Annotated in this window: 29 protein-coding genes; 13 read left to right on the top strand and 16 right to left on the bottom strand. The window is 66.4% G+C overall.

What is annotated here, in order from left to right; translation table 11 throughout:
• Positions 1-20: 20 nt before the first annotated feature.
• Positions 21-1,103 (bottom strand): class I SAM-dependent methyltransferase, encoded by a 1,083-nt coding sequence (locus ACFPOE_RS22770; RefSeq protein ID WP_376852636.1) that lies wholly within the window; start codon positions 1,101-1,103, stop codon positions 21-23.
• A 21-nt stretch (positions 1,104-1,124) separates the two neighbouring features.
• On the opposite strand from ACFPOE_RS22770, the gene ACFPOE_RS22765 reads away from it, so the two are divergent.
• From ACFPOE_RS22765 to ACFPOE_RS22735, 7 genes are all read left to right on the top strand, one after another.
• Positions 1,125-1,904, top strand: a complete 780-nt coding sequence (locus ACFPOE_RS22765) for an SDR family oxidoreductase (RefSeq protein WP_376852635.1) — start codon at positions 1,125-1,127, stop codon at positions 1,902-1,904.
• Positions 1,901-2,281, top strand: a complete 381-nt coding sequence (locus ACFPOE_RS22760; RefSeq protein ID WP_376852634.1) for a dihydroneopterin aldolase — start codon at positions 1,901-1,903, stop codon at positions 2,279-2,281. The genes ACFPOE_RS22765 and ACFPOE_RS22760 overlap by 4 nt, the downstream gene beginning before the upstream one ends.
• A gap of 21 nt (positions 2,282-2,302) precedes the next feature.
• On the top strand, positions 2,303-3,223 hold the full coding sequence (ttcA, locus tag ACFPOE_RS22755) for a tRNA 2-thiocytidine(32) synthetase TtcA (protein ID WP_376852633.1): 921 nt from the start codon (positions 2,303-2,305) through the stop codon (positions 3,221-3,223).
• 9 nt (positions 3,224-3,232) lie between these two features.
• Positions 3,233-3,835: a DUF4136 domain-containing protein gene (locus tag ACFPOE_RS22750; RefSeq protein ID WP_376852632.1), complete on the top strand. Its 603-nt coding sequence runs from the start codon at positions 3,233-3,235 to the stop codon at positions 3,833-3,835.
• A gap of 79 nt (positions 3,836-3,914) precedes the next feature.
• Positions 3,915-4,559, top strand: a complete 645-nt coding sequence (locus ACFPOE_RS22745) for a histidine phosphatase family protein (protein ID WP_376852631.1) — start codon at positions 3,915-3,917, stop codon at positions 4,557-4,559.
• Positions 4,528-5,724, top strand: a complete 1,197-nt coding sequence (locus ACFPOE_RS22740) for a DSD1 family PLP-dependent enzyme (protein ID WP_376852630.1) — start codon at positions 4,528-4,530, stop codon at positions 5,722-5,724. Before ACFPOE_RS22745 ends, ACFPOE_RS22740 begins: the two co-directional genes overlap by 32 nt.
• A 21-nt stretch (positions 5,725-5,745) precedes the next feature.
• On the top strand, positions 5,746-7,521 hold the full coding sequence (locus ACFPOE_RS22735) for a lysoplasmalogenase family protein (protein WP_376852629.1): 1,776 nt from the start codon (positions 5,746-5,748) through the stop codon (positions 7,519-7,521).
• Here ACFPOE_RS22735 and ruvB read toward each other — a convergent pair.
• Positions 7,470-8,528: a Holliday junction branch migration DNA helicase RuvB gene (gene ruvB / locus ACFPOE_RS22730; RefSeq protein ID WP_376852628.1), complete on the bottom strand. Its 1,059-nt coding sequence runs from the start codon at positions 8,526-8,528 to the stop codon at positions 7,470-7,472. The genes ACFPOE_RS22735 and ruvB overlap by 52 nt on opposite strands.
• Positions 8,529-8,534: 6 nt before the next feature.
• Positions 8,535-9,110, bottom strand: a complete 576-nt coding sequence (gene ruvA / locus ACFPOE_RS22725) for a Holliday junction branch migration protein RuvA (RefSeq protein WP_376852627.1) — start codon at positions 9,108-9,110, stop codon at positions 8,535-8,537.
• A 52-nt stretch (positions 9,111-9,162) separates the two neighbouring features.
• On the opposite strand from ruvA, the gene ACFPOE_RS22720 reads away from it, so the two are divergent.
• Together ACFPOE_RS22720 and ybeY are read left to right on the top strand one after the other, a co-directional pair.
• Positions 9,163-10,107 (top strand): PhoH family protein, encoded by a 945-nt coding sequence (locus ACFPOE_RS22720; protein ID WP_376852626.1) that lies wholly within the window; start codon positions 9,163-9,165, stop codon positions 10,105-10,107.
• A complete protein-coding gene (gene ybeY, locus ACFPOE_RS22715; protein ID WP_376852625.1) occupies positions 10,104-10,556 on the top strand; it encodes an rRNA maturation RNase YbeY in 453 nt (150 codons plus the stop codon). The genes ACFPOE_RS22720 and ybeY overlap by 4 nt, the downstream gene beginning before the upstream one ends.
• A gap of 26 nt (positions 10,557-10,582) precedes the next feature.
• Here ybeY and dtd read toward each other — a convergent pair whose 3' ends face one another.
• The 3 genes from dtd to tyrS are packed head-to-tail and all read right to left on the bottom strand — an operon-like array spanning position 10,583 to position 13,222.
• Entirely contained in the window at positions 10,583-11,023 is a 441-nt protein-coding gene (dtd, locus tag ACFPOE_RS22710) for a D-aminoacyl-tRNA deacylase (protein WP_376852624.1), read from the bottom strand.
• A complete protein-coding gene (locus ACFPOE_RS22705; RefSeq protein ID WP_376852623.1) occupies positions 11,020-11,937 on the bottom strand; it encodes a cation diffusion facilitator family transporter in 918 nt (305 codons plus the stop codon). The genes dtd and ACFPOE_RS22705 overlap by 4 nt, the downstream gene beginning before the upstream one ends.
• Positions 11,938-11,986: 49 nt before the next feature.
• Complete coding sequence (gene tyrS, locus ACFPOE_RS22700; protein ID WP_376852622.1) at positions 11,987-13,222, bottom strand: tyrosine--tRNA ligase; 1,236 nt, start codon at positions 13,220-13,222, stop codon at positions 11,987-11,989.
• Positions 13,223-13,395: 173 nt separating this feature from the next.
• Between tyrS and ACFPOE_RS22695 the strand changes: the two genes are divergently transcribed.
• Both ACFPOE_RS22695 and ACFPOE_RS22690 read left to right on the top strand, forming a co-directional pair.
• The gene (locus ACFPOE_RS22695) at positions 13,396-14,751 is read left to right on the top strand and encodes a M23 family metallopeptidase (RefSeq protein ID WP_376852621.1); all 1,356 of its coding nucleotides are present in this window, start codon (positions 13,396-13,398) and stop codon (positions 14,749-14,751) included.
• A 31-nt stretch (positions 14,752-14,782) separates the two neighbouring features.
• Positions 14,783-15,892, top strand: a complete 1,110-nt coding sequence (locus tag ACFPOE_RS22690; protein WP_376852620.1) for an anhydro-N-acetylmuramic acid kinase — start codon at positions 14,783-14,785, stop codon at positions 15,890-15,892.
• On the opposite strand, the gene erpA is transcribed toward ACFPOE_RS22690, so the two are convergent.
• From erpA to rplM, 5 genes are all read right to left on the bottom strand, one after another.
• Positions 15,889-16,254 carry an iron-sulfur cluster insertion protein ErpA gene (erpA, locus tag ACFPOE_RS22685; RefSeq protein ID WP_376852619.1) on the bottom strand — a complete coding sequence of 122 codons (366 nt, stop codon included), beginning with the start codon at positions 16,252-16,254 and terminating at the stop codon, positions 15,889-15,891. The genes ACFPOE_RS22690 and erpA overlap by 4 nt on opposite strands.
• Positions 16,255-16,308: 54 nt before the next feature.
• Positions 16,309-16,710: a bactofilin family protein gene (locus tag ACFPOE_RS22680; RefSeq protein WP_376852618.1), complete on the bottom strand. Its 402-nt coding sequence runs from the start codon at positions 16,708-16,710 to the stop codon at positions 16,309-16,311.
• An 18-nt stretch (positions 16,711-16,728) separates the two neighbouring features.
• The gene (locus ACFPOE_RS22675; RefSeq protein ID WP_376852617.1) at positions 16,729-17,433 is read right to left on the bottom strand and encodes a DUF6776 family protein; all 705 of its coding nucleotides are present in this window, start codon (positions 17,431-17,433) and stop codon (positions 16,729-16,731) included.
• An 88-nt stretch (positions 17,434-17,521) separates the two neighbouring features.
• Positions 17,522-17,914 (bottom strand): 30S ribosomal protein S9, encoded by a 393-nt coding sequence (gene rpsI / locus ACFPOE_RS22670; RefSeq protein ID WP_376852616.1) that lies wholly within the window; start codon positions 17,912-17,914, stop codon positions 17,522-17,524.
• Positions 17,911-18,366, bottom strand: coding sequence for a 50S ribosomal protein L13 (gene rplM, locus ACFPOE_RS22665; protein ID WP_376852615.1), 456 nt, complete (start codon positions 18,364-18,366; stop codon positions 17,911-17,913). Before rplM ends, rpsI begins: the two co-directional genes overlap by 4 nt.
• Before the next feature lie 345 nt (positions 18,367-18,711).
• On the opposite strand from rplM, the gene ACFPOE_RS22660 reads away from it, so the two are divergent.
• Positions 18,712-19,344, top strand: coding sequence for a hypothetical protein (locus ACFPOE_RS22660; protein ID WP_376852614.1), 633 nt, complete (start codon positions 18,712-18,714; stop codon positions 19,342-19,344).
• Here ACFPOE_RS22660 and ACFPOE_RS22655 read toward each other — a convergent pair.
• From ACFPOE_RS22655 to ACFPOE_RS22645, 3 genes are all read right to left on the bottom strand, one after another.
• Entirely contained in the window at positions 19,341-20,168 is an 828-nt protein-coding gene (locus ACFPOE_RS22655; RefSeq protein WP_376852613.1) for an IS1 family transposase, read from the bottom strand. The two genes, ACFPOE_RS22660 and ACFPOE_RS22655, sit on opposite strands and share 4 nt — an antisense overlap.
• Positions 20,169-20,456: 288 nt before the next feature.
• The gene (locus ACFPOE_RS22650; protein WP_376852612.1) at positions 20,457-20,936 is read right to left on the bottom strand and encodes a hypothetical protein; all 480 of its coding nucleotides are present in this window, start codon (positions 20,934-20,936) and stop codon (positions 20,457-20,459) included.
• A gap of 56 nt (positions 20,937-20,992) precedes the next feature.
• Complete coding sequence (locus ACFPOE_RS22645) at positions 20,993-21,448, bottom strand: hypothetical protein (RefSeq protein ID WP_376852611.1); 456 nt, start codon at positions 21,446-21,448, stop codon at positions 20,993-20,995.
• A gap of 97 nt (positions 21,449-21,545) precedes the next feature.
• On the opposite strand from ACFPOE_RS22645, the gene ACFPOE_RS22640 reads away from it, so the two are divergent.
• Positions 21,546-22,466: a 23S rRNA (adenine(2030)-N(6))-methyltransferase RlmJ gene (locus ACFPOE_RS22640; RefSeq protein ID WP_376852610.1), complete on the top strand. Its 921-nt coding sequence runs from the start codon at positions 21,546-21,548 to the stop codon at positions 22,464-22,466.
• Between the two features lie 5 nt (positions 22,467-22,471).
• Here the strand turns inward: ACFPOE_RS22640 and ACFPOE_RS22635 are convergent, their stop codons facing one another.
• Entirely contained in the window at positions 22,472-23,065 is a 594-nt protein-coding gene (locus ACFPOE_RS22635; RefSeq protein WP_376852609.1) for a CAP domain-containing protein, read from the bottom strand.
• 49 nt (positions 23,066-23,114) lie between these two features.
• Positions 23,115-23,522, bottom strand: coding sequence for a CAP domain-containing protein (locus ACFPOE_RS22630; RefSeq protein WP_376852608.1), 408 nt, complete (start codon positions 23,520-23,522; stop codon positions 23,115-23,117).
• Positions 23,523-23,973 lie beyond the last annotated feature (451 nt).

Genomic DNA, 23,973 nt, shown 5'->3' with positions numbered 1-23,973 from the left:
TTACGGTCTGCCGGCGCCGGCTAGAGCCGGTCCGTGCGGTCGCCCTGCGAGAAACCGCAAGCGTCCCAGAACGGTCCCTTGTGGAAACCGATGACCTTGAACAGTTCGCCCATTTCGTGCTCGGCGATCAGCCGCTGGCCGGCCACCCGCTGCGGCAACGGCGCGGCCGCCAACCGCTCCAGCAGCCCGCAGTTCATCAGGAAGCGGGCCTGGGTCGTGTAGCCCAGCACCGGAAGGCCCGCCTCCTGCGCGGCCAGCGCCAGGCCGGTGAAATCGACGTGGGCCGTGATGTCCTTGTGCCCGATGTCCACCAGGGGGTCGGTGTCAGCCAGGTGGCCACGGTGACACATCAAGGTGCCCATGTGGCGCTGCGGATGGTAGTACTCGTCTTCGCCGAAACCGTAGTCGATGAAGAAGGCGGCGCCGCGCTCCAGCCGGTCGGCCAGCGTGCGGATGAAGGCCTCGGCCTGGGGATGGATCTCGGTCAGATAATCGTGCTGGCCCGGGATCTCGACGGGCGGACGCAGGTCGGTCGGGCGCTCGACCCAGCCCGGGCCGGGACCGACGCCGCGCTCGAACCAGGCACCGCCCCGTCGCAGCAGCAGCTTGACCGGCATCGCGTCGAGCACCTCGTTGCCGACCACGATGCCGCTGAAGCGCTCCGGCAGTTCGCTCACCCAGCGCACCCTGCTGCCGTACTGCGCCAGCGCCTGCTGCTGGCGTTCGCGCAGGCTGCCCGAGAGGTCGACGATGGTGTAGCTGGCCACCGACGCGCCCAGGGCGTCGAGCAGCTGCAGCGCGAGCGCGCCCGAGCCGGCGCCGAACTCCCACACGTCGGTAGTTCCGGTGGCGCGCATCGCGTCGGCGACCTGCACCGCCAGAGCGGCGCCGAACAGCGGCGTCATCTCCGGTGCGGTGGCGAAATCGCTGCCGGAGGACGGCATGGTGCCGAACTTGCGCGAATCGTTGGCGTAATAGCCCAGGCCCGGCGCATACAGCGCCAGCGCCATGAACCGGTCGAACGGAATCCAGCCTCCGGCCCGCGCAATCGCCTTCTCCACCAGCAGTCGGGGAGCGCTCGTTAAACTGGCTGCTTCTGTCATGTCGCCCCGATTGTCCTTCGAATGAATCCACCCCAGCCGCCACGCACCGTCCTGGTCACCGGCGCCGCCCGCCGGCTCGGCCGCGAGGTCGCGCTGGCGCTGGCCGCCGGCGGCTGGCAGGTGGCCGTCCATTACCGTGGCTCGGCCGGCGAGGCGCAGCAAACCGTGGCGGACTGCGCCGCTGCCGCGCCGGCGGGCGCCGCCTTCCAGGCGTTCCAGGCCGACCTGCAGGACGAAGCCGCGGTGCGGGCCTTGCTGCCGCGCGTGGTCGAGCGCTTCGGCGCGGTCGATGCAGTGGTGAACAATGCGTCGCTGTTCGAGCACGACGGAGTCGCCAGCTTCGGCTACGACGCCCTGGCGGCGCACCTGCGGACCAACGCCGGCGCGCCGATCCTGCTGGCGCAGGCGTTGTATGCCCACCTGAAGTCGCGCAACGGCAGCGGCGCAGTGGTCAACATGCTCGACCAGAAGCTGTGGAACCAGAACCCCGACTTCCTCAGCTACACCCTGTCCAAGGCGGCGCTGGAAGCAGCCACCACGATGCTGGCGATGGCGCTCGCGCCGCAGCTGCGGGTGGTCGGCGTGGCGCCGGGCCTCACCCTGACCAGCCACCTGCTGGCGCAGGAGAAGTTCCAACAGCTGCACAAGCTCTCGCCGCTGGGCCGGTCTTCCACGCCGCAGGACGTGGTGGCGGCAGTGAAGTTCGCGCTCGAGAACGCATCCATCACCGGCACCACGCTGCTGGTGGACGGCGGCCAGCACCTGATGAAGTTTGAGCGCGATTTCTCGCTGATGCCATGACCCAGACGCCACCGCGCACCGGCAGCCAGATCCTGACCCTCACCGGGCTGCGCTTCGACGCCAACCTGGGCATCCTCGCGCACGAGAAGACCTCGCCGCAGCCGATCATGGTGGACGCCGAACTGAACCTCGGCCCGCAGCCGCTGCTGCCCAGCGACGACGACATCACCCACGTGCTGGACTACCGCAAGGTGCGCAAGATCATCATCGACGAGTGCACCGCCGAACACGTCAACCTGCTGGAAAGCCTGATCGGCAAGCTGTCGCTGCGGCTGCTGCAGTTGCCGGGCGTGGTCGGGGTGCGCGTCAAGATCGCCAAGCTGGAAATCTTCGACGATTGCGAAGTGGCCATCCGGGCCGAGGCCGGCTGCTGGTAGCCGCAGTGGGAAAATAGAGCCATGAGCGCCCTCTGGATCGACGACCAACCCGTCCCCCTGTCCGCCGATCGCAAGATCGAGCGGGAAACCCACAAGCTGGAAAAGCGGCTGTGCCGGCTGGTGGGCCAGGCCATCACCGACTACAACATGATCGAGGAAGGCGACCGCGTGATGGTCTGCATGTCCGGCGGCAAGGACAGCTACGGCATGCTGGACATCCTGCAGAAGATGCGGCAGCGCGCGCCGGTGGACTTCGAGCTGATCGCCGTCAACCTGGACCAGAAGCAGCCGGGCTTTCCCGAGCACGTGCTGCCGGAGTACCTCGCCAAGACCGGCGTGCCCTTCCACATCGAGAACCAGGACACCTACTCGATCGTCAAGGACAAGATCCCCGCCGGCAAGACCATGTGCAGCCTGTGCTCGCGCCTGCGGCGCGGCATCCTGTACCGGGTGGCGGACGAACTGGGGGCCACCAAGATCGCCCTGGGCCACCACCGCGACGACATGCTGCAGACCTTCTTCCTGAACATGTTCTTCGGCGGCAAGCTCAAGGGCATGCCGCCCAAGCTGGTGAGCGACGACGGCCGCCACATCGTGATCCGGCCGCTGGCCTACGTGCCGGAGAAGGACCTGGTCCGCTGGGCGCAGCACCGCGACTTCCCGATCATCCCGTGCACGCTGTGCGGCAGCCAGGAGAACCTGCAGCGCAAGCAGGTCGGGGCCATGCTGCGCGAGTGGGACAAGAAATACCCCGGCCGGGTGGAGAGCATGTTCTCGGCGTTACAAAATGTCGTCCCCTCCCACCTGGCCGACGGAACACAGTACGACTTCAAGGGTCTGACCACCACCGGGATTCCCAGCGACGACGGCGACAAGGCCTTCGACCCGGAGGAGTTTCCCCTCGCGGCAACGTTGCCGGGCCTGCAAGTCATCAAGTTCTGAGGAGCCGCCATGTGGTCGAAGTCGATGCGTCTGGCCGGACTGGTCCTCGCGGCAGCGGCCCTTGCCGGCTGCGCCACCAGCTTCGTCGTCGACAGCAACGTCCAGTCCTTTTCCAGCCTGGCGGCGCTGCCGGCCCAGCCGACCTACCGGTTCGACCGGCTGCCCTCCCAGCAGGCCTTCCAGTTCCAGGGCCAGATCGAGGCGATGGCCGATCCCGCCTTGTTCAAGGCCGGCCTGCGCCGGGACGACGCCGCCCCGCAGCTGGGCGTGCAGGTGACGGCCCGGGTCCAGCGGGTGCTCTCTCCCTGGGCCTGGGCCGATCCGTGGGACGAATGGGGTGGCCTGCCAGGCTGGCACCCCTGGCACGGCGCATTCGGCCCCTTCCCGCGGGCCGAACAGCCCTGGTACCACCGGGAGGTGGGGATCGTCGTGCGCGAATTGCCGACCGGCCGGGTGGTTTATGAAACCCATGCCGTCAGCGACGGCCCCTGGAGCGACAACGCAGCGGTCTTCCCGGCGATGTTCGACGCCGCCCTGCAGGGTTTCCCGAGCGCGCCGGCGGGCGTGCGTCAGGTCAATGTGACAGTCGGGCCCCCCGCGGCCGCGCGCTGAGCGCTTTTTTGCGCCGACGAGACAGTTCGCAACGCATTTCCCTGCGGGCCAACCCGACAGCCCAATAAAATGCCAGTGGATGGAAGCCACCCGAATCATTGCCGTGCGCCACGGGGAAACCTCGTGGAACGTTGATTCACGCATCCAGGGCCAGAAGGACATCGATCTGAACGAGACCGGCCGCTGGCAGGCCAGCCGGGTCGGCGCGGCGCTCAAGGGCGAAAAGATCAGCGCCGTCTATTCCAGCGACCTCGGGCGCGCGCACCAGACAGCGCAGCCGATCGCCGCGGCGGCCGGCATCCCCGTCATTCCCAACGAAGGCCTGCGCGAACGCAGCTTCGGCATCTTCGAGGGCAAGACCTTCGACGAAATCCGCGAAACCTGGCCCGACCACGCGCTCAACTGGCGCAAGCGCCTTCCCGAATGGGCCCCGCCCGAGGGCGGCGAATCGCTGCTGCAGCTGCGCGAACGGGTCACCCAGACCATGAAGGACCTGGCCGCCCGCCATCCGGGCGAGCAGATCGTGGTGGTGGCGCACGGCGGCGTGCTGGACACGCTCTACCGCATCGCGACCGGCCAGGAAGTCAATTCGCCCCGGACCTGGCAGCTTCCCAACGGCGCGATCAATCGCCTGCTGTGGACGCCCCAGGGCTTTACCCTCGTCGGCTGGTCCGACACCCAGCACCTGGACGATGAACCTGCCGACGAAAACACCTCTTTCTGAAGCCTTGCGCCTGCTGATCGGCCAGGGGGTCGACGCCATCGACACGCCGGCCCTGGTTCTCGATCTCGACGCGATGAAGCGCAACCTGGCGCGGATGGCCGAGTTCGCCAAGAAGCACGACATCCGCTGGCGGCCGCACGCCAAGATGCACAAGAGCTCGGCCCTGGCCAAGCTGCAGATGCAGGCCGGCGCGGTCGGCGTCTGCGTGCAGAAGACCGCCGAGGCCGAGGCCATGGTGGCCGGCGGCGTCACCAACGTCTACATCAGCAACGAAGTGATCGCGCCGCACAAGCTGGCCCGGGTGGCGGCGCTGTCGCACATGCTGGCGGCCGAGCGCGGCCAGCTGGCGATCGCGGTGGACAGCGCCGAGGGCGTCGCGCGCCTGGCGCAGGCGATGAACGAGCGCCGCGCCGCGACCGGCATCCCGGCGGTGATCGACGTGTTCGTGGAACTCGACGTCGGCCAGGGCCGCTGCGGCGTGGCCCCCGGCCAGGCGGCGGTGGCGCTGGCGCACGAGGTGCGCAAGCATCCGGCGCTGCGCTTCGCCGGCCTGCAGGCCTACCAGGGCAAGGCGCAGCACCTGCGCAGCCCGCAGGAACGGCGCGACGCCATTGCCAGCGTGGTGCAGGATGCGGAGACAACGCGCAAGCTGATCGAGCGCGAAGGCATCGCGGTGGACCTGGTCACCGGGGCCGGCACCGGCAGTTTCGTGCTGGAGGCAGCCAGCGGCGTGTTCGGCGAACTGCAGGCCGGCTCCTTCCTGTTCATGGACGGCGACTACGCGAAGAACGAGCGGGACCCGGCGCAGCCCCAGTTCGAGCACGCGCTGTTCGTCAAGACCCAGGTGATGAGCGCCGCAGGCGGGCACGTGGTGTGCGACGCCGGCCACAAGTGCCACGCCATCGACTCCGGCATGCCGACGGTCTATTCCTTCGGTTCCGAGCCCGAGCTGGAGTATTTCAACGGCGGCGACGAGCACGGCATCCTGCGCCGCGCCCGGCCAGGCGCCGAACTGCCGGCGCTGGGCCGCACGCTGTGGCTGATTCCGGGCCATTGCGACCCCACTGTCAACCTGCACGACACCATGATCGGCGTCACCGGCGGCCTGAAGGCCGGCAAGGTGGAGCGGATCATCAGGGTTGATGCCAGAGGCGCGCTGACCTAGGCTGGCGAGAATGGGGCCACCATGAGCCCGTCACAAATCATCGTCCTCGCCACCCCGGTGTTCCTGCTGCTGATCGCGCTGGAGCTGGCCTGGGGCTGGAAGAAGAAGCGCAACACCTACCGCCTCAACGACGCCGTCAACAGCATCAGCCTCGGCATGCTGAGCGAGACCACCAAGGTGTTCACCCGGCTGCTGCGGGTGGGCATCTACGGCGCGGTCTACACCACCGTCTCGCTGGTGCCGATCGACGCCGCGCGCGAGTTCTGGATGGCGTGGTACGGCTGGCTGCTGGCGCTGGTGTTCTACGACTTCTGCTACTACTGGCTGCACCGCGCCGGCCATGAATGCGCGCTGTTCTGGGCCGCCCACGTGGTGCACCACCAGAGCCAGGACTACAACCTGTCGACCGCGCTGCGCCAGACCAGTTCGGGCGCGCTGGTGGGCTGGGTCTTCTACCTGCCGATGGCGGTCGCCGGCGTGCCGCCCATCGTCTTCGGCACCGTCGCCCTGATCGACCTGCTGTACCAGTTCTGGGTGCACACCGAGCACGTCGGCAAGCTGGGATGGTTCGACCGCTGGTTCTGCTCGCCGTCCAACCATCGGGTGCACCACGCGGTGAACGACGATTACCTCGATCGCAACTACGGCGGCGTGCTGATCGTGTGGGACCGCCTGTTCGGCAGCTTCCAGGAGGAAGGCGAGAAGTGCGTGTACGGCACCCGCAGTCCCCTGAACAGCTGGGACCCGTTGTGGTCCAACGCCGAGGTCTACTGGGCGCTGGCCAAGGACAGCTGGCATGCGCGCAACTGGATGGACAAGCTGCGGGTCTGGTTCAAGCCGCCGGGATGGCGCCCGGCCGACGTGGCGCAGCGTTTTCCGAAGCCGCCATTCGTACTGGAACAGGTGCAGCGGTATCACCCGCCCATCAGTGCGCCGGTCGCCTGGTTCGGCGCCGCCCAGTTCGCGCTGCTGCTTGGCGGCGTCTCGCTGTTCCTCTGGCATGCCGACAGCATGCCGCTGGCGCAGTCGACGGTCTGGCTGGCGGCGCTGGCGGCCGGCTTGTGGGCGGTCGGCGCGCTGTTCCAGGGCCGCATCACGGTGCTGGAGGTGCTGCTGGTGGAGGCCGCGGCGCTCGCCACCGCCACCGGCGCCGAGAACCTGATGCTGCTGCACCGGGTGTTCAAGCCGCTGGCGATGCTGCTGGCGATCGCCTGCGTGGTGCAGCGAAACCGCGCCACCAGGTCACCGGCGCACTTCGACCGGTTGCTGCTGGCCGGACTGGCCTGCTCGCTGGTGGGCGACTGCCTGCTGATGCTGCCGGGCCTGTTCATTCCGGGGCTGGTGAGCTTCCTCATCGCCCACCTGTTCTACATCGCCATGTTCAAGCAGGGCGTTCCCTGGCTGCCGAACACCCGCGCGCTGCTGGCGACGCTGGGCCTGGGCGGGGCGATGTACGGCTTCCTCTATGGCAGCCTGAATGCGCCGCTGCGGGTCGCCGTCGCCGCTTATGTGATCGTGATCTCGCTGATGGCGGCGCAGGCGATCGGCCGGGCCGGCTGGCTGCGCGACAAGGCCTCGACGGCGGCCGCCGTGGGCGCCTGCTTCTTCATGCTGAGCGACTCGCTGCTGGCCACCAACAAGTTCGCCGTGCAGTTCCCGATGGCGCAGTTCCTGGTGCTGGCCACCTATTACGTGGCGCAGATCCTGATCGCGCGCAATGCCGGCGCCATCCGCGCCGAGCTGCGCTATTCGGAGAACAGCTCGCCGGCGCTCTTGGGCGGCGTCACGCCCAGGTGACGGTAGGCCGCCAGCGTGGCGATGCGCCCGCGCGGCGTACGCTGCAGGAAGCCCTGCTGGATCAGGTAGGGCTCGATCACGTCCTCGATGGTGTCGCGCTCCTCGCCGATGCTGGCCGCGATGTTGTCCAGGCCGACCGGGCCGCCGTCGAAGCGGTGGATCACGGCCTCCAGCAACTTGCGGTCCATCACGTCGAAGCCCTGCGGGTCCACGTCCAGCATCTTCAGCGCCATGTTGGCGATGTCCAGCGTGATCGTTCCCGTCCCTTTCACGTCGGCGTAGTCGCGAACCCGCCGCAGCAGCCGGTTGGCGATCCGCGGTGTGCCGCGTGAACGCCTCGCGATCTCGGCGCCGCCCTTTTCTTCCATCGGCGCGTTCAGCAGGCCGGCGCTGCGCTTGACGATGCGGGCCAGTTCCTCCGGCGTGTAGAACTCCAGCCGCGCGACGATGCCGAAGCGGTCGCGCAGCGGGTTGGTCAGCATGCCGGCCCTGGTGGTCGCCCCGACCAGCGTGAACGGCTGCAGGTCCAGCTTGATCGAACGCGCCGCCGGGCCCTCGCCGATCATGATGTCGATCTGGTAATCCTCCAGCGCCGGGTACAGGATTTCCTCCACCACCGGCGACAGGCGGTGGATCTCGTCGATGAACAGGACGTCGTTCTTTTCCAGGTTGGTCAGCAGCGCCGCCAGATCCTTGGGCTTTTCCAGCACCGGGCCGGAGGTCTGGCGCAGATTGACGCCCAGCTCGTGGGCGATGATGTGGGACAGCGTGGTCTTGCCCAGGCCGGGCGGACCGAACAGCAGCACGTGGTCCAGCGCCTCGCCGCGCTTGCGGGCCGCGCCGATGAAGATCTCCAGCTGTTCGCGGGTCTTGGCCTGGCCGACGTAGTCGTCGAACAGCTTGGGCCGCAACGCGCGCTCGATCGCTTCCTCCTGCGGCGAGGCCGGCTCGGTGGAGATCACCCGCTTGGACGGCGGCAGCTCGAAGTCGTCGGTCTGGATGCTCATTGCTGATTATTTCGCCAATGCCTTCAGGGCCAGCTTGATGCCGTCGCTGACGCCGACGTCCTTGGGCAGCACCTTGACCGAAGCGGACGCTTCCTTGTCGCTGTAGCCCAGCGCGACCAACGCCTGCAGGATGTCGGCCTGCGCATCGGTGGTGGCGCCCAGGCTGCCGGCGCCGATGTCGGCGCCCAGCTTGCCCTTGAGTTCCAGCAGCAGCCGCTCCGCCGTTTTCTTGCCGATGCCCGGCACCTTCACCAGCCGGCCGGCGTCCTGCGCGGTGACGGCCTGCGCGATGTCGGCGACGCTCATGCCGCTGAGGACCGACAGCGCGGTGCGCGGGCCGACGCCGGAGATCTTGATCAACTGGCGGAACGCATCGCGCTCGGCCCCGGTGCCGAAGCCGTACAGGATCTGGGCGTCCTCGCGGACCACGAAATGGGTCAGCAGCGACACCTTCTCGCCGACCGACGGCAGGTTGTAGAAGGTGCTCATGGGCACGTCGACCTCGTAGCCGACGCCATTGCAGTCCACCAGCAGCTGCGGCGGGTTCTTGTCCGCCAGTGTTCCGTTGAGCCTGCCGATCATTTGGAATCCGGTTTGTTGCCTATCATGGGAGCCCTTCACCGGAATTATCAGCTTGATTCTCAGACACACCTTCGCCCCGCCGAACAACGCCCGCCTCAACCACCTGTGCGGCTCCATGGACGAACACCTGCGCACCATCGAAGTGGCGCTCCAGGTGAGCATCGCCCACCGGCACGAGCAGTTCAAGGTGGACGGCCCCAAGGCGAAGGCGCAGCGCGCGATGGAAGTGCTGCAGGCGCTGTACGAGATCGCCGCGCGGCCGATCGCCGCCGACAAGGTGCAGCTGATGCTGGCCGGCGACGGCGCGATGGGCGAGGACGAGGAAGGGGCGAAGACGCTGCACACCCGGCGCACCGACCTCAAGGCGCGCACGCCGAACCAGAGCGTGTACCTGGAGAACATCGCCACCCACGACATCACCTTCGGCATCGGCCCGGCCGGCACCGGCAAGACCTACCTGGCGGTGGCCTGCGCGGTCGACGCGCTGGAGCGCAGTGCGGTGCAGCGCATCGTGCTCACCCGGCCGGCGGTGGAAGCCGGCGAGAAGCTGGGCTTCCTGCCCGGCGACCTCAGCCAGAAGGTCGACCCCTACCTGCGGCCGCTGTATGACGCGCTCTACGAGCTGATGGGATACGACAAGGTGGTGAAGGCCTTCGAGCGCTCGGCGCTGGAGATCGCGCCGCTGGCCTTCATGCGCGGCCGCACGCTGAACAACGCGTTCGTGATCCTGGACGAGGCGCAGAACACCACGCCCGAGCAGATGAAGATGTTCCTGACCCGCATCGGCTTCGGCGCCAAGGCGGTGGTGACCGGCGACATCAGCCAGATCGACCTGCCCAAGGGGCAGTTGTCCGGGCTGGTGGAAGCGGAATACATCCTCAAGCGGGTCAAGGGCATCGCCCACACCCGCTTCACCAGCAAGGACGTGGTGCGGCATCCGCTGGTGGCCCGCATCGTCGATGCGTACGACGCGCAGCGCAAGCGCGAACTCAAATGAGAGCGCCGGCGCTGGACCTGGAACTCCAGTTCTCGCAGTTCCCGGGCATCGCTTCGCACCGCGCCGTGCTGCGTCGCCCGGCCGTCGCCCGCTGGATCGCGCATGCGCTCGCCGCGCCCGCCGAAATCACGGTGCGGGTCGTCGGCGAGGACGAGGGGCGCGCGCTGAACCGGCAATACCGCGGCAAGGACTACGCCACCAACGTGCTGACCTTCGACTACGCGCAGCAGCCGGTGGTGATGGCCGACCTGGTCCTGTGCGGCCCGGTGATCGAACGCGAGGCCCGTGAGCAAGGCAAGACGCTGCGGGCGCACTATGCGCACATGCTGGTGCACGGCGCCCTGCATGCCCAGGGCTACGACCACGAGAGCGACGAAGCCGATGCGCTCGAGATGGAGACCCTCGAGATCCTCCTGCTGTCGGCGCTTGGGTTTGCCAACCCTTATTGAAGACGGGGGCTGTCCGTCCCCGGTCTTCAGGGGACCCGCAAGGGAATGGTCACGGGACCGTCGTTGACCAGATGCACCTGCATGTCGGCGCCGAATTCACCGGTTGCGACGTCGGGGTGGGCCGCGCGCGCCTGGGCCACGAAGTAATCGTAGAGCCGCCGGCCCTCGTCGGGCGCCGCCGCAGTTGTGAAGCTGGGACGGTTGCCGCCGGACGTGTCGGCGGCAAGCGTGAACTGGCTGACCAGCAGCAAGCCGCCGCCCACGTCCTGCACGCTGCGGTTCATCTTGCCGGCCTCGTCGGCGAAGATGCGCAGCTTCAACAGCTTGGCCAGCAGCTTGTCGGCCTGCACCTGGCTGTCGCCGCGCTCGGCGCACAGCAGCACCAGCAGGCCGCGGCCGATGGCGCCGACGGTGGCGCCCCCGGCCTCGACCCGTGCCTGGCTGACACGCTGGATTACGGAGATCAAATCAGGTCGTCCTCGTCCTGCGAGTGCACCTCGACGTCGTTGGGCAGCAGCTGGATCGTGGCCCTCAGGCCCGGCACCGCGCTCATCAAGGCCTGTTCCACCGACGCCCGGACGGCGGCGGCGCGGCGCAAGGTCCAGTCCGACGGCATGTGCATGTGCAGGTCGATGAAGCGCCGCTTGCCCGAGCGGCGGCTCGACAGGTGGTCGAAGCGGATGGCCGGGTGCTCGAACGCGGCCAGCGTCTTGCCCACCTCCTCCATCACCTCGGGTTCCAGGGCTTCGTCCATCAGGCCTTGCGACGATTTCCACATCAGGTGGGCACCTTCGCGCAGGATGTTCAGCGCCACGCCGACGGCCACCGCCGGGTCCAGCCAGGCCCAGCCCGTCAGCGCCACCAGGCCGACGCCGAGCACCACGCCGGCGGAGGTCCAGACGTCGGTGATCAGGTGGCGTGCATCGCCTTCCAGCGCCATCGAACGGTGCTTGCGCCCCGACTGCAGCATCGCCCAGGCCAGCACGCCGTTGAGGGCGGAACTCGACACCGACAGCGCCAGCCCCCAGCCCAGCAGGCCCAGCGGCTGCGGATGGAACAGCCGCTGCACTGCCGCCCAGGCGATGCCGACCGCGGCGACGATGATCGCCAGCCCCTCGAAGCCGGAGGAAAAGTACTCCGCCTTGTGGTGCCCGTAAGGATGGTCCGCATCGGCCGGCCGCCGGGCGATGGTCACCATCGTCAGGGCAAAGGCGGCGCTTGCCAGATTGACCAGCGATTCCATCGCGTCCGACAGCAGGCCGACCGAGTCGGTGATCCACCAGGCTGCCGTCTTCATCACGATGGTGACGATCGCCACCACGATCGACAGCCGCAGCAACAGGGTCGGGGAGGCGTTCTTCGCGGTCGATCTCAGGTCCATGGGCCGATTGTGGCGCAGCGCCACTGGGCTGGCGGTGCGGTTGCGCGGCTCAGGTGAGCGTCACTCTTGCGAACTTGCGCTTGCCGACCTGGACCACGTAGGTGCCGGGATCGAGCTTCAGCCCCTTGTCGCTGACCACCGACGAATCGATGCGGACGCCGCCGCCGTCGATCAGGCGGCCGGCTTCCGAAGTCGACGGCGCCAGTCCGGCCTGCTTGAGCAGGGCCGAGATCCCCAGCGGGCTGCCGCCAAGGTTCACTTCGGGGATCTCGTCCGGCACGCCGCCCTTGCTGCGGTTGTTGAAGTCCTGCTCGGCGGCATCTGCCGCGGCGGCGCTGTGGAAGCGGGCCGTCAGTTCCTTGGCCAGCATCACCTTGGCGTCCTTCGGATTGCGGCCACCCTCCACCGCGCGCCGCAGCGCCGCGATCTCGGCCTCGCCGCGGAAACTCAGCAGGGTGAACCAGCGCCACATCAGGTCGTCGGAGATCGACAGCACCTTGGCAAACATGGTGTTGGGGTCCTCGCTGATGCCGATGTAGTTGTTCTTGCTCTTGGACATCTTCTCGACGCCGTCCAGGCCTTCGAGCAGCGGCATGGTCAGGATGCATTGCGGCTCCTGGCCGTATTCCTGCTGCAGGTGGCGGCCCATCAGCAGGTTGAACTTCTGATCGGTGCCGCCGAGCTCGAGGTCGCTTCGCAGCGCCACCGAGTCGTAGCCCTGCATCAGCGGATACAGGAACTCGTGGACGCTGATCGAGGCGCCCGACTTGAAGCGGTCGTGGAAATCGTTGCGCTCCATCATCCGGGCCACGGTGTACTTGGCGGCCAGCTGGATCAGGCCGCGCGCGCCCAGCGGGTCGCTCCACTCGCTGTTGTAGCGAACCTCTGCGGTTTCGACGTCCAACACCATCCGTAGCTGGTCGAAATAGGTCTTGGCATTGGCCTCGATCTGCTCCCGGGTGAGCGGCGGGCGCGTACTGTTGCGACCCGAGGGGTCCCCGATCATGGTGGTGAAGTCGCCGATCAGCGCGATCACCGTATGGCCGAGGTCCTGCAGCTGGCGCATCTTGTTGAACACCACCGTATGGCCCAGGTGAATGTCGGGCGCAGTCGGGTCCAGGCCGAATTTGACCCTCAGAGGCACGCCTGTCGCTTCGGAGCGGGCCAGCTTGTAGGTCCAGTCCTCCATGGGGAGTAGCTCATCAGTACCCCTGAGGGTGACCGCCAGGGCTTCCCTGACGGCATCCGTCAAGGGGTGGTTTTTTGTAACAGGAGCTTGATTCATAAGGGGTTTTCCGGTTCTGGAGCATCCGGGGATGGCATACTCCGGCACCCGACTGGCAGCAGCGGATTCTAAATCGCGGATGTTCCAGGGCGTCCGCGCCGGGTTGTAAGTGTCAGAATGCGTCCCGCCCCGATGTAGGACCAATCCGGCAACTGTTCCAAGGACTCTTCGATTTGAACAACGGTTTCATTGCCGCCGGCGAACGACTGCTGGCCCGCGCTGCCCACGCACTCGAGCATCATCCGAAACACGTGACCGCCGCGCTTGCGGCCCTGCTGCTGTGCGGCGGCGGCGGCGCCTTCGCCGTGGCGTCGCTGGGTCCCGATCCATCCGCCCTGCCGGTGCGCCAGATCCTCGAGACCGTGCAGCCCCTGCCGCTGTCGGCGCAGGCCTCCGAACTCGACGTCCAGAGCCTGAAGCTGTTCCGCTCCGAAGTGACACGTTCCACCGATACCGTGGAAGCGCTGCTGACGCGCCTGGGCGTGGACGACCTGGCCGCCGCCAACTTCCTGCGCACCGAGCCGAATTACCGCAGCGTCGTGCTGGGCCGCGCCGGCCGCACCGTCACCGTCGAGGCGACCGACAGCCACAAGCTGGAAAAGCTGACCGTGCGCTGGGCGCCCGACGACAGCGGCAACTTCCAGCGCCTGGTGATCGAACAGGCCGGCACCGGCCGCTTCGCCGCCCGGGTCGAGAGCGCCCCCCTGACCGCTTCCGCGCGGCTGGCCAGCGGTGCCATCCGCACATCCCTGTTTGCGGCAGCCGACGAGGCTCGGATTCCCGAGGGAATCGCCACCCAGCTGACCGACATCTTTGCCGGCGAGATCGACTTCCATCGCGCGCTGCGCAAGAACGACCGCTTCAACGTGGTCTACGAAGCGCTGGAGGCCGACGGCGAGCCCCTGCGCACCGGCCGCATCCTGTCGGCGGAATTCGTCAACGCCGGCGTCTCGCACCAGGCCATGTGGTTCGAAGAAGCAGGCCAGAAGGGCGGCTATTACACGCTCGACGGCCGCAGCCTGCGCCATTCCTACCTGGCCTCGCCGATGGAGTTCTCGCGCGTCACCAGCGGCTTCGCGATGCGCTTCCACCCGATCCTGCAGCAATGGAAGGCCCACCTGGGGGTGGACTACGGCGCCCCCACGGGCACGCCGGTGCGCACCGTCGGCGACGGCGTGGTCGAGTTTGCCGGCGTGCAGAACGGCTTCGGCAACGTGATCATCGTCAGGCACAGCACCAGCGCGGAGACGGTCTACGCGCACCTGAGCCGGATCAACGTGCGCCAGGGCCAGAAGGTCGCCCAGGGCGACCACATCGGCGCCGTCGGCGCCACCGGCTGGGCCACCGGCCCGCACCTGCACTTCGAATTCCGCGTCAACGGCATCCACCAGGATCCGCTGCTGGCAGCCAAGGAAAACAGCTCGGCGCCGGTGTCCGCCGCGGCCCGGCCGGCCTTCGAACGGCTTTCCCACCTGATGCGCACCGAGCTCGCGGCCGCCTCGTCGGCCACCGTCGCCAGCGCGCGATAACTCGCCGCCAGTGGCGGGCTAACATCCGCCCATGCCCGAGTACTTCATCGGCCTGATGTCCGGCACGTCGCTCGACGGCGTGGACGGCGTGCTGGCCGATTTCTCAGCGCCTTCGCCGACGGTGCTGGCCCATGCGAGCCGGCCTTTTCCCGCCAGCCTGCGCGCGGAGCTGCTGGCCTTGAACAGCAAGGGCGACGACGAACTCCACCGGGCCGCGCTGGCCGGCAACGCCCTGGTGCGCGCCTATTCGCACGCGGTCCACGAGCTGCTGGCCGCCACCCGCCTGCCGGCATCGTCGATCGAAGCGATCGGCGCCCACGGGCAGACCGTGCGCCACCGGCCGCAGGAGTTCGACGGCACCGGCTACACGCTGCAGCTGAGCCAGCCGGCGCTGCTGGCGGAACTGACCGGCATCGACGTGGTGGCGGACTTCCGCAGCCGCGACGTCGCGGCCGGCGGCCAGGGCGCGCCGCTGGCGCCGTTCTTCCACCAGGCGCTGTTCGCCGAGCCGGGACGCAGCGTGGGCGTGCTCAATATCGGCGGCATTTCCAACATCACCCTGCTGCGCGCCGACGGCTCCATGCTGGGGTTCGACTGCGGACCCGGCAACGCCCTGATGGACGGCTGGACCCAGCAGCACCTGGGCAAGGACTACGACAGCGAAGGCCGCTGGGCGGCCGGTGGCCGGCCGGTGCCGGCGCTGCTGCAGCGCCTGCGCTCGGATTCCTACTTCGGCCGGCTGCCGCCCAAGAGCACGGGCCGCGACCTGTTCAACCGCGGCTGGCTGGACCGCCAGTTGCTGGGGTTCGAGTCCGCCTCCGCCGCGGATGTGCAGGCGACGCTGGCGGAACTGACGGCGGCGGCTTGCGCGGGCGAGATCCTGCGCCACGAGCCGGCCATGGCGCGGCTGATCGTCTGCGGGGGCGGCGCGCTCAACACCTTCCTGATGGAACGGCTGCGGGCCCTGCTGCCGGCCATCCAGGTGGTCTCCAGCGACCAGGCCGGCCTGCCGCCGCTGCAGGTAGAGGCGACGGCCTTCGCCTGGCTGGCCCGCAAGACGGTGCGGCGCGAAAAACTGGAGCTCCAAAGCACAACGGGCGCCAGAGGCGCCCGTGTGCTGGGGTGTGTCTACCCGGCCTAGCTGGAAAAGCTGGAGCCGCAGCCGCAGGTGCTGGTGGCATTCGGATTCTTGATCACGAACTGGGCGCCCTGCAGGTCTTCCTTGTAGTCGATCTCGGCGCCGACCAGGTACTGGTAGCTCATCGCGTCGATCAGCAGCGAAACGCCGTTCTTGGACATCACCGTGTCGTCATCGTTGGTGATCTCGTCGAAGGTGAAGCCGTACTGGAAGCCCGAGCAGCCGCCGCCCTGGACGAACACGCGCAGCTTCAGTTCCGGATTGCCTTCCTCGGCGATCAGGTCGGCGACCTTGGCGGCCGCGCTATCGGTGAACACCAGCGGGGCGGGCATGTCGGTCTGGACGTTTTCGGCAACTGCGCTCATGAAGGGGACTCCGGTGACTCTTGAACTGGAATAGTACGCTGATTTGCTCGGGTATCAGGCCAGCAGCTGTTTTGCCGCCAGCTTGAGTAAGGGCTTTTCCTCGCCATCGAGCATCGGCTTGAGTTGCCCGGAAATGACGGCGCCCTGGTGCATTTCAAGCGCCTTGTACGAGACGTCGCCCTCGATCCGCGCCCGTGGCTGCAATTCCAGCAGCTCGCGCGCGTTGACGGGACCCTTGACGCTGCCGTTGATGATGACGTGGTCGGCGTCGATCGCGCCTTCGACGACGGCCTCCTCGGAAATCACCAGGATGCTGGGCTGGTCGGGATTGGCCCGCAGGTCGCCGAACACCTCGCCGTCCACCCGCAGTCCTTCCGTGAAACGGAGGTTGCCTTCGATCCGGCTGCCTTGCGCGATCAGGCTCTTGATCGGCGGTTGTGCGTTCTTCCCAAACATGCTCTTCTCCTCAACGGGTTACAGCTTGATGCTCTGGACCGCGCGGGTTGCCGTTCCTTCGACGACCCGGGCCGAAACGTTTTTTACCACGGCTTGGGGCGGCAGATCGACCAGGCCCTCGATTCGCCGGTACTGGCGGAACTGCAGAGCCTGGGCGCCGCCGGGCAGGTCCATCATCCAGGGCTTGCCGTCCAGCGTGCCCGAGATGCTGACCTGGAGCTTGCCGCGGAACTCCGGCGCGCTCTTTTGCTGCTGGATCACCATCACCTGCCACCTGAGCTGGGTGCCGGCCAGCACCTCGGCCTGCAGGGCGCGGATCGCCACGCTCTCGGAGCCGGTCGCGGGGATCAGCTTCTGGAAGAAGCCCAGGTCGTCGCGCAGCGCCCGGTTCTCGGCCTCCAGCACCTTGATCTGGGCGGCCAGCCGCTCGCGGGTGGACGTCTCGGTCGTGATCATGCTGGCCGAGGTGTTCATGACCGACTGCACCTTGTCGCGTTCGTCGCGCAACCTGGCGTTATCGGCGCGCAGCCGCACCAGTTCCTCCTTGGCGCCGCCGTCCACGCCCGCGAAGGTCTTGCCCAGCTCGAAGGTCCACAGCGCGATGGCGGCATAGAAGCCGGTCATGATCGCAATGCCGGCCCAGCGGATCCACGGCCGGTGGGTACGGATCGCCATGTGGGGGGCGCTGATGGTCAGCCGGCGGCGCAGGAGCTTGAAACGCATGAGCTTGAATGCTGCCTCAAAAGACGTCCAAAGCGACAAAGCCGCACAAGCGAACTTGTGCGGCTTTGTATCCGGTAGCGAAAACGAATTAACGCTTGCTGAACTGCTTGCGGCGGCGTGCAGAGTGCAGGCCGACCTTCTTGCGTTCCACTTCGCGCGCGTCACGCGTCACGAAGCCGGCTTGCGACAGCGCCGGCTTGAGGGCCGCGTCGTAGTCGATCAGGGCGCGGGTGATGCCGTGGCGGGTGGCGCCGGCTTGTCCCGATTCGCCGCCGCCGTGCACGTTGACCTTGATGTCGAAGGTTTCGACATGGTTGGTCAGGAACAGGGGCTGCTTGACGATCATGATGGACGTCTGGCGGCCGAAGAAGGCCTCGATGTCCTTGTCGTTGATCGTGATCTTGCCGGTGCCCTTCTTCATGAACACGCGGGCCACGCTGGACTTGCGGCGGCCGGTGCCGTTGTTCCAATCACCGATCATGTTCTGGCTCCGATCTGCGCATCAGGAAGTTCCAGCACCTTGGGCTGCTGGGCGGTGTGGGGATGCTCTGCACCGCCGTACACCTTGAGTTTTTTGATCATGGCGTAGCCGAGCGGGCCCTTTGGCAGCATGCCCTTGACGGCCTTTTCCAGCGCGCGGCCGGGATGCTTGGCTTGCATGTCGCGGAAGTTGGTGGCCGTGATGCCGCCCGGGTAACCGGAGTGGCGGTAGTACACCTTGTCCTGGTTCTTCGTGCCGGTGACCCGGATCTGCGAAGCGTTGATGATGACGATGAAGTCACCGGTGTCGACGTGAGGCGTGTAAATGGCCTTGTGTTTGCCGCGCAAACGGAGAGCAACTTCGCTGGCTACTCGTCCGAGGACCTTGTCGGTCGCGTCAATCACAAACCACTCGTGCACCACGTCAGCGGGTTTGGCGCTGAACGTTTTCATGAGTATCTTTCGATGCGGTTTGGCGGGCCCTTTTCCACGGTCGGCGTTCCTCTGACGGGAATCTCTTAGGTGGGGGTAAAGCGTCAACGCGATTCGCAACGTGTTGACTCTCCATCTCCGGCGCGGGGCCACAAGACGCTACGGAGCCCAACATTATACGAAGAATAAAGGACTTGACGCAAACCCGGGGCCCAGCGGGTGGTGTCTCAGTATGAGATGTAACGGCAATTCAGCAGTTACGATCCCCGGCGGAGGTGACTTCCTATGGGGAGAATGGCTGGGGAGTTTGCGCGCTGGCTTTTGCGAGACATTCCGAAGAAGCTCTTTTGGTTGGGGCTTGGGTGGATGGTCGCTTACATCCTTGGTGCGCTGGGGTTCCCCATGGGCCTAGGGCAGCTATATCAGCATCCACCGAGCTTCTTGTCGTCGGTATGGTTCCACTTGGCGCTGATCCTTGTGCTCTTCTTCGCCACGGTATTTACTTTTTGGTGGCAGTATGCGCGACCGCGTTTGCAGATCAGGTTTGAACCTGGTCATCCCCGCGAGGGCGGCCGTTTCAAGAAGGTAGTGGCGGACAAAGACGAGCAGAGGAATCAAGACACCCTCATGTACTGTGTCGCGCTCGTCAATCTATCCCCTGCGGAAGTCACCGGCAGCCTGGGGCTCATTGAGTTGCTGGACCGAGATGGAAAGGATGTCGCGGGGGACAGGTATCAGTGCCCTCTACGAGACATCACCTGCTCGGTCGCTTACGCGTTCGCGTTGCAGCCTAATGGAGAAAAGTATTTTGATTTGGTCCACTGGTGGGCTGGAGACCCCGACAAATTCTTCATTGCCTCGCGGGATGGACTCCGGGTGCCTGCCGACGACCGTCCTTACCGTTACACAATTCAGACCTTTGGACCGGGTCCCTCTGTCAGGGCCACTTTCCGAATCACGATGGAGAACGGTGAGTTGAAGGTCACCAGAGAAAGCTAATCCGCAAGCGCTGCAACCTCCTCCAGCGTCCAGACGTGATCGGTCAGGCCCGCTTCCATCGCTGGGGTGACGCGCAGCGATTTGTGAACCCGGCAGAAGTTGTAGTGCATGAAGTGCAGCGACACGGCATGCTCCAGGTTCTCAACCTTCTTAGAAAAGCCATTGGTTAGGCGCGTGAACCGGCGCATGCCCATGCGCATGGTCAGGTTCTGGCGCTCGACGTAGCTCGTGGAAATGTGCTTCGCGTCCGGGTTGCCATTGATGGGGCGCAATTCGGTCGCTATAAGATGCGCCGGGCTGTACCTACGCTGGTCAGTCACCGAACCGGCTCCGTAGTGCTTCACCAGCATGGCGTAATCGATCTCAGAGCCGAAGGCATCGCCCACGGCTTGCAGGTAGGGAGCATGGCCGTCAGTGGTCAACTGGACCCGATTGGCGAGGCGTCCGGCAACATCGGCCATGAACATCTGCGCGTACTCGGCATCACGCTTGCCAACTTGATAGGACACGATCAGTTTGGACTCGGCATCGATGGCCGTCCAGGTCCAAACGTCGCCGTGGCCCAAGACGCCCTTGTCTTCACGAGACACGTTCTTTTCCTTGGAGTAGCAGAAGGCCCAAATCTCGTCGCACTGCACACGCTTGCAAGGCAGGTTCCGCAGATGCTCGGACTGGTACATGTTGCAGGCGAAGCCGACTTCTTCCAGCAGCTTGGTCACGGTGTTGATGGAACAACCCACCATGCGGGTCACAGCCCGCATGCTCATGCCCTCGACCAACAGACCGATGATCTGAGCGCGCTTTTCGATGGGGAGGCGGTTCATGTCGGTTCCTTGCTTGCTTGAACTGAATTATGCTTGACCGATCAAGCAATGTCAAGGAATCAGCAAAACAAATGTGAAAGCTAGCGCGGCCCTCTGAAGCAGAGAGCCAAAAAGAATTGACAACAGGGGAGGAAACCGCCGAGAATACGCGCAGGGGCCGAAAGGCTCCTGCACGTAACTGGCGTTAAGTCATATTAATGACAGATACTTGCTAAGCAACTTGATCTCCTCTCTGCGCGTCATTCCGTGCGCGTGGGTGCCTAGTCAGGGCAAAAGTTGTGAACCGGCTCATGTCGGCAGAGAACCAGCAGACGTTGCCGCGTCTTGCTGGTTTTTTTGTGCCAGCGACCAGCCGGTTCTACGGTCGCTGACGAATCTTGGGTCTTTGCTTAGGATGACACTCAAGTTGCCCTGCTTGTCCTTGGCCTGGAACTCGATGCCTCGTGCCTCCATCTTCTCCAGCAGCAAGGGCGTCTTCATGGAAACGCCATCGGCGAGCAGCGCCATGGCGGCAGATAGAACGCGCGCCTTGTGGGAGTTCTCGCGGGGCGTGGGGATCGCCTGTTCGGGATGCGCGCCAGATTCAAACATCTCAGGTTGACGGCCCACCCGGTAATCAATGCCGTAGGCAAGCCGCAGCATCTTGACGGCCTCAAGGCGCTCAAGAATTGGTTTTCGTTTCGCCTTGTACTCGGAGTCGAGTTTGGCTAGTTGCTTTTCCAGAGAAAGCTGTTCGGCTTCTGCGGCGTAGAGGATTTGCGTTTCCATCCACCATAATGTAAACGGAAACGGAAACGGGCACAAGGGGCAACTAGGTATTTTTCCTACTGATCGCTTGACCAGCGCTTCGCAGCTGCCTTTTTGGCAATCTCGCTTCGTTGCTCTGGCGACAGAGCCGCTTTGCGTGCAACGCCACCTTTGACACCACCCAACTTGCCAAGGACTACAGCAGCCTCATTCTTGGAAGGCGTTGGTGCTGTCTTTGGCTCGTCACCCGTCGCCTCGTCCAATATCCGCTTGGCGAGCTGGTTCATGTCGAGGTTCTTGGGGCGTGCAGGCATGGGCGAATTATCGCGCTCCCGGATGGCCCCCCAACGCTTGATAGCGCCCTTGAGGCCGTTCGCACGGCGGTCCTCTGGGGTGACTTGGGCTTTGCTGGCCTGACCGCCCAGGAAGGCGATAGCGCGCAGGAGCCGATGGGCCGGGGCTTCGCCTGGCCGTGGCTCTGTGGTGGTCGCCTGCTGCAATATGCCAAAGGCGATTTGGTTTTGATCTCGCATGCACCTACCCTAGCGACAGGCGCCAGAACCACAAGCGGCGTTACTTTCAAACTGAGACACTACCGCCCAGCGCTCCACTGACGAGTACCATCGACGCATGTTCAGTTACCGCCACGCCTTCCATGCAGGCAACCACGCCGACGTGCTCAAGCACACGGTGCTGATCGCCATGCTGCGGCACCTGACCCAGAAAGACACGGCCCTGACGGTAGTGGACACTCACGCCGGCGCGGGGCTGTACCGGCTCGACGGCGATTACGCCGGAACCTCGGGCGAGGCGGCCGATGGCGTGCTCAAGCTGTTTGCGGCCCTGAAGCCCGCGGGCAAGGCGGCGCCGGCCATCGCCGAGATCGCGCCCGCCCTGCAGGATTACATGGACCTGGTCGCTGCCTTCAACAGCTCCAGCCAGCCGAAGGTGTACCCGGGTTCGCCCTTCGTCATCCAGCGCCTGCTGCGCGAGGAAACGCGCGACAAGCTCAAGCTGTTCGAGATGCACCCCACCGATATCAAGTCGCTGGTGGCCAATGTGTCGCAACTCGAGGCCGGCCGGCAGGTGGCGGTGGCGCGCGAGGACGGCTTCGAGGGCCTGAAGGCCTTCCTGCCGCCGCCGGCGCGCCGCGCCCTGGTGCTGATCGACCCGAGCTACGAGATCAAGAGTGACTACGCCAAGGTCACGGCCTCGATCCAGGACAGCCTGAAGCGCTTCGCCACCGGCAGTTATGCGGTCTGGTACCCGGTGATCCCGCGGCCGGAGGCGCACGAGGTGCCGCGCCGCCTGAAGACGCTGGCCACGCAGGCCGGCCGACCCTGGCTGCACGCGACCCTCAACATCGGCCAGGCCGAGGAACGCAACGTGCCGGGCGAGCCCGAGCGCGGCCAGGGGCTGACCGCCAGCGGCATGTTCGTGATCAACCCGCCGCACACGCTCAAGGCCGCCCTGCAACTGGCGCTGCCGCAGATGCTGCAGGTGCTGGGTCGTGGCAGGGGCCAGGGACAGTCGGTCGAAGCCGGCGGCTGACGCGGTCAGCGGTGGGCCGCCAGCACCATCGTCCAGTAGGTCCCCCACTTCGAGCCCCCCTGGCGCACGCAGGAGACGCCGACGTCGGAAAAGGCCGGGTTCATGATGTTCTGGCAATGGTCCGGGCTTTTGAGCCAGCCGGCCAGCACCCCGTTGACCGTGGTGTCGCCGCCCGCCAGGTTCTCGCCGACCGCGCGCCACTTGTAGCCTTGCGCCGCCACGCGCTGGGAGACGTGCCTGCCGTCCGGGCTCACATGGTCGAAATAGCGGCGCGCCACCATGTCGACCGAATGCTGCTCCGCGGCCTCCGCCAGCGCCTTGTTCCACGCCAGCGCGCGGACGGCCGGCATCTTCCTGGGGCCGCATGACCGCGCCGCCGCGCGCATCGCATTCACCTGCACCAGGACGGTCTCGCGCAGCTTCGAGATCCCGCAGTCGCTGACGATTTCCGCCGGCGCCGACGAAGCCGGCGGGACAGGGCGCGGCCGCGCCCTTGCGGCCACCTGCGGTGCCGGGGCCGGCTGCTGCAATGAACAGCCGGCGACGGCGGCGGCGACCACCAGGCTCCAGGGTCCGAGATTCAACGCACGTTCAAACATGGCGCGATGATGACAACACTCGGCCCCGCGTGGGGCAACCGCGCTTGTTTCAGCGCCCGCCGAGGTCCATCGTCCAGGTGTTTCCGTAGCCGCTGGACGACGCGACGCAAGCCACGGCGACTTCGTTCAGCACGGGCTGCATGATGTTGCGGCAGTGGCCGTCACTGCTGAGCCAGGCGCCCATCACGCCGCTGACCGTGGTCTGGCCGGCGGCGATGTTTTCACCGGCCGCCCAGAAGCTGTAGCCCTCGTTGGCCAGCCGCTGGGTAAAGGTGACCCCTTCGGGCGTGTCATGCGAAAAATAGTTGCGGGCGACCATGTCCAGGGAATGCCGCGCGGCGGCAGAGAAAAGAATGTCATTCCACCGCATCGGCGGCACCGCCGCCATGATCTCGGTGCCGCAGACATGGCCGGCCGCGCGGGCAGCGTTGATCTGGGCCAGGATGGTTTCGCGCATGCCGGGAATGGAACAGGTCGTGGCGTCCGAGAGCTGGATCAGGGTTGGACTCGACGACAGCGGAGCGGGCGCGGGCGCAGCAGTCGGGGCCGGTGCCGGCGCTGCGGCAACAACGGGCGCAGGTGCGGGAGCCGGGACCGCCGCAGCGACCACTGGCGCAGGCGTCGGGGCAGGCGTCGGCGCAGGCGTCGGGGCGGGCGCAGGGGCGAATGCCGGCGCGGGAGCGGGTGCTGGAGCCGGCGTGGCCGCAACCGCAACCGCAACCGCAACCGGGGCCGGGGCCGGAGCCGGCGGCAACTGCGCCGACGGCGCGACGCCGACCGCAGTCTCCGTGCCGGAGCTGACGTCGCTGCCACCACCGCCACCGCAGGCCTGCACCGCCAGGACCAGGGCCGCAAGTGACCAGCGCCACATGCCGGCTTTCGAATCGATAGATCGGTTTTTCATGGCG

Origin of the sequence: Caenimonas terrae, from assembly GCF_042655405.1 — a bacterium.
GTDB lineage: Bacteria > Pseudomonadota > Gammaproteobacteria > Burkholderiales > Burkholderiaceae_C > Ramlibacter > Ramlibacter terrae_A.
The sequence above is the reverse complement of the archived record's forward strand: the minus strand, read 5'-3'. Positions and strand labels throughout refer to the sequence as shown.

Coding starts and splice junctions, on each gene's coding strand:
- ACFPOE_RS22765 (WP_376852635.1), top strand. CDS start 1,125: ATGAATCCACCCCAGCCGCCACGCACCGTCCTGGTCACCGGCGCCGCC.
- ruvA (WP_376852627.1), bottom strand. CDS start 9,110: ATGATCGGCAGGCTCAACGGAACACTGGCGGACAAGAACCCGCCGCAG.
- rpsI (WP_376852616.1), bottom strand. CDS start 17,914: ATGATCGGTGATTGGAACAACGGCACCGGCCGCCGCAAGTCCAGCGTG.
- ACFPOE_RS22760 (WP_376852634.1), top strand. CDS start 1,901: ATGACCCAGACGCCACCGCGCACCGGCAGCCAGATCCTGACCCTCACC.
- tyrS (WP_376852622.1), bottom strand. CDS start 13,222: ATGAATCAAGCTCCTGTTACAAAAAACCACCCCTTGACGGATGCCGTC.
- ACFPOE_RS22705 (WP_376852623.1), bottom strand. CDS start 11,937: ATGGACCTGAGATCGACCGCGAAGAACGCCTCCCCGACCCTGTTGCTG.
- ACFPOE_RS22640 (WP_376852610.1), top strand. CDS start 21,546: ATGTTCAGTTACCGCCACGCCTTCCATGCAGGCAACCACGCCGACGTG.
- ACFPOE_RS22645 (WP_376852611.1), bottom strand. CDS start 21,448: ATGCGAGATCAAAACCAAATCGCCTTTGGCATATTGCAGCAGGCGACC.
- ttcA (WP_376852633.1), top strand. CDS start 2,303: ATGAGCGCCCTCTGGATCGACGACCAACCCGTCCCCCTGTCCGCCGAT.
- erpA (WP_376852619.1), bottom strand. CDS start 16,254: ATGAGCGCAGTTGCCGAAAACGTCCAGACCGACATGCCCGCCCCGCTG.
- ACFPOE_RS22735 (WP_376852629.1), top strand. CDS start 5,746: ATGAGCCCGTCACAAATCATCGTCCTCGCCACCCCGGTGTTCCTGCTG.
- ACFPOE_RS22770 (WP_376852636.1), bottom strand. CDS start 1,103: ATGACAGAAGCAGCCAGTTTAACGAGCGCTCCCCGACTGCTGGTGGAG.
- ACFPOE_RS22675 (WP_376852617.1), bottom strand. CDS start 17,433: ATGCGTTTCAAGCTCCTGCGCCGCCGGCTGACCATCAGCGCCCCCCAC.
- ybeY (WP_376852625.1), top strand. CDS start 10,104: ATGAGAGCGCCGGCGCTGGACCTGGAACTCCAGTTCTCGCAGTTCCCG.
- ACFPOE_RS22745 (WP_376852631.1), top strand. CDS start 3,915: ATGGAAGCCACCCGAATCATTGCCGTGCGCCACGGGGAAACCTCGTGG.
- ACFPOE_RS22650 (WP_376852612.1), bottom strand. CDS start 20,936: ATGGAAACGCAAATCCTCTACGCCGCAGAAGCCGAACAGCTTTCTCTG.
- ACFPOE_RS22740 (WP_376852630.1), top strand. CDS start 4,528: ATGAACCTGCCGACGAAAACACCTCTTTCTGAAGCCTTGCGCCTGCTG.
- ACFPOE_RS22680 (WP_376852618.1), bottom strand. CDS start 16,710: ATGTTTGGGAAGAACGCACAACCGCCGATCAAGAGCCTGATCGCGCAA.
- ACFPOE_RS22630 (WP_376852608.1), bottom strand. CDS start 23,522: ATGCGCGAAACCATCCTGGCCCAGATCAACGCTGCCCGCGCGGCCGGC.
- ACFPOE_RS22635 (WP_376852609.1), bottom strand. CDS start 23,065: ATGTTTGAACGTGCGTTGAATCTCGGACCCTGGAGCCTGGTGGTCGCC.
- ruvB (WP_376852628.1), bottom strand. CDS start 8,528: ATGAGCATCCAGACCGACGACTTCGAGCTGCCGCCGTCCAAGCGGGTG.
- rplM (WP_376852615.1), bottom strand. CDS start 18,366: ATGAAAACGTTCAGCGCCAAACCCGCTGACGTGGTGCACGAGTGGTTT.
- ACFPOE_RS22655 (WP_376852613.1), bottom strand. CDS start 20,168: ATGAACCGCCTCCCCATCGAAAAGCGCGCTCAGATCATCGGTCTGTTG.
- ACFPOE_RS22660 (WP_376852614.1), top strand. CDS start 18,712: ATGGTCGCTTACATCCTTGGTGCGCTGGGGTTCCCCATGGGCCTAGGG.
- ACFPOE_RS22750 (WP_376852632.1), top strand. CDS start 3,233: ATGTGGTCGAAGTCGATGCGTCTGGCCGGACTGGTCCTCGCGGCAGCG.
- ACFPOE_RS22690 (WP_376852620.1), top strand. CDS start 14,783: ATGCCCGAGTACTTCATCGGCCTGATGTCCGGCACGTCGCTCGACGGC.